Below are 6644 nucleotides of genomic sequence, written 5' to 3'. Positions count from 1 at the left end.
CCCGCACGGCGGCGGTCGCCGGGCGGCTGGCGATCACGCCCGCCGCCCACGGCGCGCGTCTGGTCGACGACAGCTATAACGCCAATCCGGGGTCGCTCGCGGCTGCGTTGTCCTGGCTCGGTCAGCAGCGCGGGGCGCGCTGGGCCGTGCTCGGCGACATGGGGGAGCTGGGCGACGTCACCGAGTCGGCGCATCACGACGCCGGGGTGGCCGCGCGTGAAGCGGGCATCGAGCGCCTGTTCGCCACCGGCGAGCACAGCCGGCTGACGGTTTCGGCCTTCGGCGAAGGCGCGGCCTGGTACCCCGATCACGACAGCCTGAACGCCGCCCTGAGCGGTGCGCTCGCCGCCGCCGGGGGCGACGACGTGATCGTGCTGGTGAAGGGCTCGCGCAGTGCCCGCATGGACCGGGTGGCCGCGGCGCTACGGGCCGACGGCGAACCCAGGGTGGGCGCGTCATGCTGATGTACCTCGCGCATTTGCTGGAGCCTGTCTTCTCGGGCTTTCGTGTGTTCCAGTTCCTGACCTTCCGGGCCATTCTCGGCGTGCTGACGGCGATGATCTTCAGCTTCGTGTTCGGCCCGATCCTGATCCGCAAGCTGACCTTCCACCAGATCGGCCAGTTCGTGCGCGACGACGGGCCGCAGAGTCATCTGGTCAAGGCCGGCACGCCCACCATGGGCGGTACGCTCATATTGGCCGCGGTACTGGTCTCCACGCTGCTCTGGGCGGATCTAACCGACGGCTGGGTGTGGCTGGTGATGTTCGTGACCACCGCCTTCGGCGTGGTCGGATTCGTCGACGATTACAAGAAACTCAAGTTCGGCAACAGCAAGGGCCTGTCCGCGCGGGCGAAATACGGCGCGCAGACGGTCATCGGCCTGACCGCCGGGCTGTGGCTGTACATGGTGGCGGGCTCCGGCGCCGAGACCAGCGTGCTGATCCCGATGGTCAAGAATGTGGCCATTCCGCTGGGATCGGGCTACATCATCTGGACCTATCTGGTGATCGTGGGCTCGTCCAATGCGGTCAACCTCACGGATGGCCTCGACGGGCTGGCCATCATGCCCTGCGTGCTGGTCGCCTCGGCGCTGGGCATCTTCGCCTATGTCACCGGACACGCCGAATTCTCGCGCTATCTCGGTTTCACCTATATCCACGGCGCGGGCGAGCTGTTGATCTTCTGTACCTCGATCGCCGGCGCCGGACTGGGCTTTCTATGGTTCAACGCCTATCCGGCCCAGGTCTTCATGGGCGATGTGGGGGCGCTGGCGCTGGGCGCCGCCCTCGGCGTGGTGGCCGTCGTGGTGCGCCAGGAGCTGATTCTTGTCGTGATGGGCGGGATCTTCGTCGCCGAAACGCTGTCGGTGATGATCCAGGTCGCCGGTTACAAGCTGACCGGCCGGCGCGTGTTCCGCATGGCGCCACTGCATCATCACTTCGAACTCAAGGGCTGGGCCGAGCCCAAGATCATCGTGCGGTTCTGGATCATCACCCTGGTGCTGGTGCTGATCGGTCTGTCGACGTTGAAAATCCGATGAACGACTGGAAAGCACAACTCGCGAATGCCCGGGTGCTGGTGGTGGGCTGCGGCGCGACCGGCGCCTCGGCGGCCCGCTTTGCCGCGGCCGCCGGTGCGCGCGTGCGTGTGGTCGACAGCCGCGAGAAGCCGCCGGCGGCCGACGCGCTGGCCCGCGACTGGCCGGCGATCGGCATCGTGGCCGGCGGGCTGGATCCGGCCATGCTCGAGGGCGTCGACCATGTCGTGGTCTCGCCGGGTATCGACCTGCGCGAGCCGCTGATCGCGGCGGCGCGCGCCGCCGGTCACGAAATCATCGGCGATATCGAGTGGTTCGCCCGCGCGGCCAATGCTCCGGTGGTGGCGATCACGGGCTCCAATGGCAAATCCACGGTCACGGCCTGGATCGGCGAAATCGCTGCCGCCAGCGGGCGCCGGGTGGCTGTCGGCGGCAATTTCGGCACGCCGGCGCTCGATCTGCTGGCCGCGGATATCGATCTCTATGTGCTGGAGTTGTCCAGTTTCCAGCTCGAGCTGACCGAGCGGCTGGGCTGTGTCGCCGCCACCGTGCTCAATGTTAGCGCCGATCATATCGACCGCCACGGCAGCCTCGATCATTACGCCGGACTCAAGGCCCGTATCTTTCGCGCGGCCGAGATCGCGCTGGTCAACGCCGACGACGCGCGGGTGGCCGCCATGGACACCCACGATGCCCGCGTTGTACGTTTCGGCACCCGTGAGACGGCCGATTATCGGGTAATCGATGCCGGCGACGGCCTGTGGCTGGCGCGCGGGAACACGCCCTGGTTCGATGCGCGTCGACTGCAACTGGCCGGGCGCCACAACGCGGCCAATGCCGCCGCGGTCTGGGCGCTTGCCGAAGCGCTCGGCATCGATGCGGCCACGATTCGCGACGGGCTGCAGCAGTTCGAGGGCCTGGCCCATCGCTGCCAGCTGGTCGCGGAAATCAACGGCGTGCGCTGGGTCAACGATTCCAAGGGCACCAATCTCGGCGCCATGCTCGCTTCGCTGACCGGCATGGACGGCCCGGTGGTGCTGCTCGCCGGGGGACAGGGCAAGGGCGCCGACTTCGCGGCTCTGGGTCCCGCGGCTGGCGCGCGCGCGCGCGCGGTACTGGTTTTCGGTGAGGACGCCGACCTGATCGCCGCCGCGGTGACCGATCATGTGCCGGTCGAGCGCGTCGACACGCTGGCGGTCGCGGTCCGCCGCGCCGCCGAGATCGCCGAGGACGGCGATGTCGTGCTGTTGTCGCCCGGCTGCGCGAGCTTTGATCAATTCGACAACTATCAGGCGCGGGGCGAGGCCTTCACGGCAGCCGTCCGGGAGCTTGCGGCATGAAGAATCTCCTCGCCGCCGCTTATCTGCCCCGGGTCCGGCCCGATGTGTGGCTGCTGTCGACGCTGATCGTCATCGCCTGCCTTGGTCTGGTGATGGTCGGCTCATCCTCGGTCGCCGTCGCCGACCGCCTGTCCGGCGACCCGATGTATTTCTTCTATCGCCAGACGATCTATGCCCTGATCGGGTTGATCGTCGCATTCGTGGCCCTGCACATCCCGACCCGGGTGCTGGCCGCGAATACTTTCACCCTGCTGGGCGCGGGCCTGGCGATGCTGGTGATCGTGCTGATTCCCGGTATCGGTCATTCGGTCAACGGCGCCCAGCGCTGGCTCCATCTGGGGCCGGTGGCGATGCAGGTCTCGGAGCCGGCGCGCCTGTGCCTCGTTCTCTATATCGCGGGCTATGCTTCGCGGCGGCAGATGGATCTGGCCCGCACCTGGGCCGGGCTGTTCCGGCCGATGGTGTTCCTGGTCATCGCCTGCTTCCTGATGCTGCTCGAGCCGGATTTCGGCGCCGGGGCCATCCTGGTGGCCGTGGCCGGCATCATTCTGTTCGTGGCCGGCGCCCGCCTGTTCCATCTGGCCGTGCTGGGTACGGGCGCGGCGGTGGCGCTGGCCGCGGTGGTGTTTTCGTCGCCGTATCGGATGGAGCGACTGGTGAGCTTTTCCGACCCCTGGGCCCATCCGTTCGCCAGCGGTTTCCAGCTCACGCAATCGCTGATTGCCATCGGGCGCGGGCACCTGTTCGGCGTGGGCCTCGGCAACTCGGTACAGAAACTGTCGTATCTACCGGAAACCCATACCGATTTCCTGTTCGCGATTTATGCCGAGGAGTTCGGTCTGTTGGGGGCGCTGGTGCTGGTCGGCCTGTTCTCGATCGTGGTCTGGCGCGGCTTTGTGGTGGCGCGACGCGCGATCGACGTGGGCCAGTTCTTCGGCGGCTTTCTCGCCTATGGCCTGTCGGGCTGGCTGTCGTTGCAGGCGTTCGTGAACATGGCCGTCAACATGGGGCTGTTGCCGACCAAGGGCCTCACGCTGCCGCTGATGAGCTATGGCGGATCGTCGCTGGTGATGATGTGCACGCTGTGTGCGTTGATCCTGCGCGTGGACCTGGAAAGCGCCGCGGCGGTGCGGGAGCGGGGCCGATGAACGTGTCCAGTCCGCATGTACTGATCATGGCCGGTGGCACCGGCGGCCACGTGTTCCCGGCGCTGGCCGTGGCGCGCGCGCTGATCGCCCGTGGCGCGACGGTGTCGTGGCTGGGCACCTCGTCCGGCATCGAGGCCCGTCTGGTGCCGGCCGAGGGGCTGACGCTGCATACCATCGACGTCGGCGGCCTGCGCGGCAAGCAGCTCACCACGCTGCTGGCCGCGCCCACGAGCATGGCGCGGGCCCTGTGGCAGGCCCGGCGCGTGCTCAAGGCCGTGCGGCCGGCGCTGGTCGTCGGCATGGGCGGTTTCGCCTCGGGCCCGGGCGGCCTGATGGCGCGCATGACCGGCACGCCGCTGCTCATCCACGAACAGAATGCCGCCGCCGGGCTGACCAATCGCGTGCTGGCGCGGCTGGCGCAGACGGTGCTGCAGGCGTTCCCGGAGACGTTCGACGCCGCACGCCGGCCGCGAACGGTGGGCAATCCGGTACGCGCCGATATTCTCGCGCTGCCCGCGCCGGCGGCCCGCTGGGCCGAGCGCCGGGGCCCGATAAGATTGCTGGTGCTCGGCGGCAGCGGCGGGGCGTTGGCGATCAACGAGCGCGTGCCGGCGGCGCTGGCACGGCTGGACCAGGCGCAGCGGCCGCAGGTCTGGCATCAGGCCGGGCGTACGCTGGACGCCGCCGAGGCCGCCTACGCCGAACACGGCGTGCCCGGGCGCGTGGAAGCGTTCATCGACGATATGGCCGAAGCCTACGGCTGGGCCGATCTGGTGGTCTGTCGTTCCGGCGCGCTCACCGTGGCGGAACTGGCCGCCGCCGGCGTGGGCGCCCTGCTGGTGCCGTATCCGCATGCAGTCGACGATCACCAGCGGGCCAACGGCCAGTACCTGGTCACGGCCGGCGCGGCACGGCTGGTGGATCAGGGCGAACTGAGCGCCGAGCGGCTGGCACGGGAGCTGGCCGAACTCATGCCCGATCGCGCGGCCTTGCTGACCCGGGCCGAGGCCGCCCGGGCAGTGGCCTGGCGCGAGTCGACGAATGACATCGTCGATGCCTGTTACCAGACGCTGGAGGTCGCGTGATGGCGCTGGACGGACCCGCAATCCATCACGGCTTCGAGCCGCTCATGCACCGCCCGATGCGTCGTGTGCGCACGGTGCACATGGTGGGGATCGGCGGCGTGGGCATGGCCGGCATCGCACGTGTGCTGATCAATCTCGGCTACGGCGTCACCGGCAGCGATGTGAAGGACAGCGCGACGACGCAGTCGCTGGCCGCGCTCGGGGCCACGATCTATCTCGGCCACAGTGCCGACAACGTGGCCCGGGCCGATGTGGTTGTGGTGTCGACCGCGGTGGCGCAGGACAACCCGGAAGTGGTGGCCGCGCACGACCGGCTGGTGCCGGTGGTGCGGCGCGCCGAGATGCTGGCCGAGCTGATGCGCTTTCGTTACGGCATCGCGGTCGCCGGCACGCATGGCAAGACCACGACCACCAGCCTGGTGGCCTCGCTGCTGGCCGACGGTCATCTCGACCCCACCTTCATCGTCGGCGGCAAGGTGCTGGGTGCGGGCTCGAACGCGCGTCTGGGCGAGGGCCCGTATCTGGTCGCCGAGGCCGATGAGTCGGATGCGTCGTTTCTGTTTCTCACGCCGATGATGGCGATCGTGACCAATATCGACGCCGATCATCTGGAAACCTACGGCGGCGACTTCGCGAAGCTCACCGACACCTTCGTCGAGTTCCTGCACCACCTGCCGTTCTACGGTCTGGCGGTGCTGTGTGTTGACGATCCGGTCGTGCGCCAGATCCTGCCGGATGTCGGCCGCCCGATTACCACCTACGGCATCGATCAGGCGGCCGATTTCCGCGCCGAGAACCTGCGCTTCGACGGCACGGGCACGCGTTTCACGCTGCGCCACAACGGCGACGAGGGTCTCGACGTGCATCTGAATCTGCCCGGCCGCCACAACGTGCTCAACGCATTGGCGGCAGCGGCCGTGGCCCACGAACTCGGGGTGGACATGGCCTCGATCGGCGCCAGTCTGTCGAAATTTGCCGGCATCGGCCGACGCTGCGAGGTACGCGGCGAGATCGATTTCGGCGGCAAGTCGGCGCTGTTGGTCGACGACTACGGTCATCATCCGCGCGAGCTGTCCTCGACCATCGCCGCCGCCCGCACGGCCTGGCCGGATCGCCGTCTGGTCGTGGTTTTCCAGCCGCATCGCTATACCCGCACCCGCGACCTTTTCGAGGACTTCGCCCAGGTGCTGGCGGATCTCGACGTGCTCGTTCTGTGCGAGGTCTACCCGGCCGGCGAAACCGCGATTACCGGTGCCGATGGCCGGGCGCTGGCGCGCGCGGTGCGTGCCCGCGGGCGGGTCGATCCGGTGTTCGTCGACGACGTGCAGGCCTTGCCGACGGTGCTGGACGGCGTGGTCGCCGAAGGCGATGTGGTGTTGACGCTCGGCGCCGGCGATATCGGCACCGTGGCTCAGCGCCTGGTCGCCCGCGGCCGGGGGGGGGATCAATGAGCGCGCGCGGCAGCGGTCTGCACAGGCAGCCGGCGGCCGCTGCGCGCGTGGCGACAGCGTTTGACGTGCTCGGTCAGAACAAT

The 6644-nt window shown here is 68.6% G+C and carries 6 protein-coding genes; all 6 read left to right on the top strand.

Annotated elements, in window-relative coordinates; all coding sequences use genetic code 11:
* On the top strand, window positions 1-464 hold a 464-nt coding region (locus ACS8YF_RS16845; protein ID WP_440851299.1), incomplete at its 5' end, for a glutamate ligase domain-containing protein.
* Window positions 458-1540 (top strand): phospho-N-acetylmuramoyl-pentapeptide-transferase, encoded by a 1083-nt coding sequence (gene mraY / locus ACS8YF_RS16840; protein WP_440851298.1) that lies wholly within the window; start codon window positions 458-460, stop codon window positions 1538-1540. The genes ACS8YF_RS16845 and mraY, both read left to right, overlap by 7 nt.
* On the top strand, window positions 1537-2877 hold the full coding sequence (murD, locus tag ACS8YF_RS16835; protein WP_440851297.1) for a UDP-N-acetylmuramoyl-L-alanine--D-glutamate ligase: 1341 nt from the start codon (window positions 1537-1539) through the stop codon (window positions 2875-2877). Before mraY ends, murD begins: the two co-directional genes overlap by 4 nt.
* The gene (gene ftsW / locus ACS8YF_RS16830; RefSeq protein ID WP_440851296.1) at window positions 2874-4025 is read left to right on the top strand and encodes a putative lipid II flippase FtsW; all 1152 of its coding nucleotides are present in this window, start codon (window positions 2874-2876) and stop codon (window positions 4023-4025) included. Before murD ends, ftsW begins: the two co-directional genes overlap by 4 nt.
* Window positions 4022-5110, top strand: coding sequence for an undecaprenyldiphospho-muramoylpentapeptide beta-N-acetylglucosaminyltransferase (gene murG / locus ACS8YF_RS16825; RefSeq protein ID WP_440851295.1), 1089 nt, complete (start codon window positions 4022-4024; stop codon window positions 5108-5110). The genes ftsW and murG overlap by 4 nt, the downstream gene beginning before the upstream one ends.
* A complete protein-coding gene (gene murC, locus ACS8YF_RS16820) occupies window positions 5110-6561 on the top strand; it encodes a UDP-N-acetylmuramate--L-alanine ligase (protein ID WP_440851294.1) in 1452 nt (483 codons plus the stop codon). The genes murG and murC overlap by 1 nt, the downstream gene beginning before the upstream one ends.
* Window positions 6562-6644: the final 83 nt, after the last annotated feature.

The sequence above is a fragment of the Salinisphaera sp. SWV1 genome, from assembly GCF_052044155.1.
GTDB lineage: Bacteria > Pseudomonadota > Gammaproteobacteria > Nevskiales > Salinisphaeraceae > Salinisphaera.
The sequence above is the reverse complement of the archived record's forward strand: the minus strand, read 5'-3'. Positions and strand labels throughout refer to the sequence as shown.

Excerpts from the sequence above, each read along its gene's own strand:
- mraY (WP_440851298.1), top strand. The coding sequence starts at position 458 with ATGCTGATGTACCTCGCGCATTTGCTGGAGCCTGTCTTCTCGGGCTTT.
- murD (WP_440851297.1), top strand. The coding sequence starts at position 1,537 with ATGAACGACTGGAAAGCACAACTCGCGAATGCCCGGGTGCTGGTGGTG.
- ftsW (WP_440851296.1), top strand. The coding sequence starts at position 2,874 with ATGAAGAATCTCCTCGCCGCCGCTTATCTGCCCCGGGTCCGGCCCGAT.
- murG (WP_440851295.1), top strand. The coding sequence starts at position 4,022 with ATGAACGTGTCCAGTCCGCATGTACTGATCATGGCCGGTGGCACCGGC.
- murC (WP_440851294.1), top strand. The coding sequence starts at position 5,110 with ATGGCGCTGGACGGACCCGCAATCCATCACGGCTTCGAGCCGCTCATG.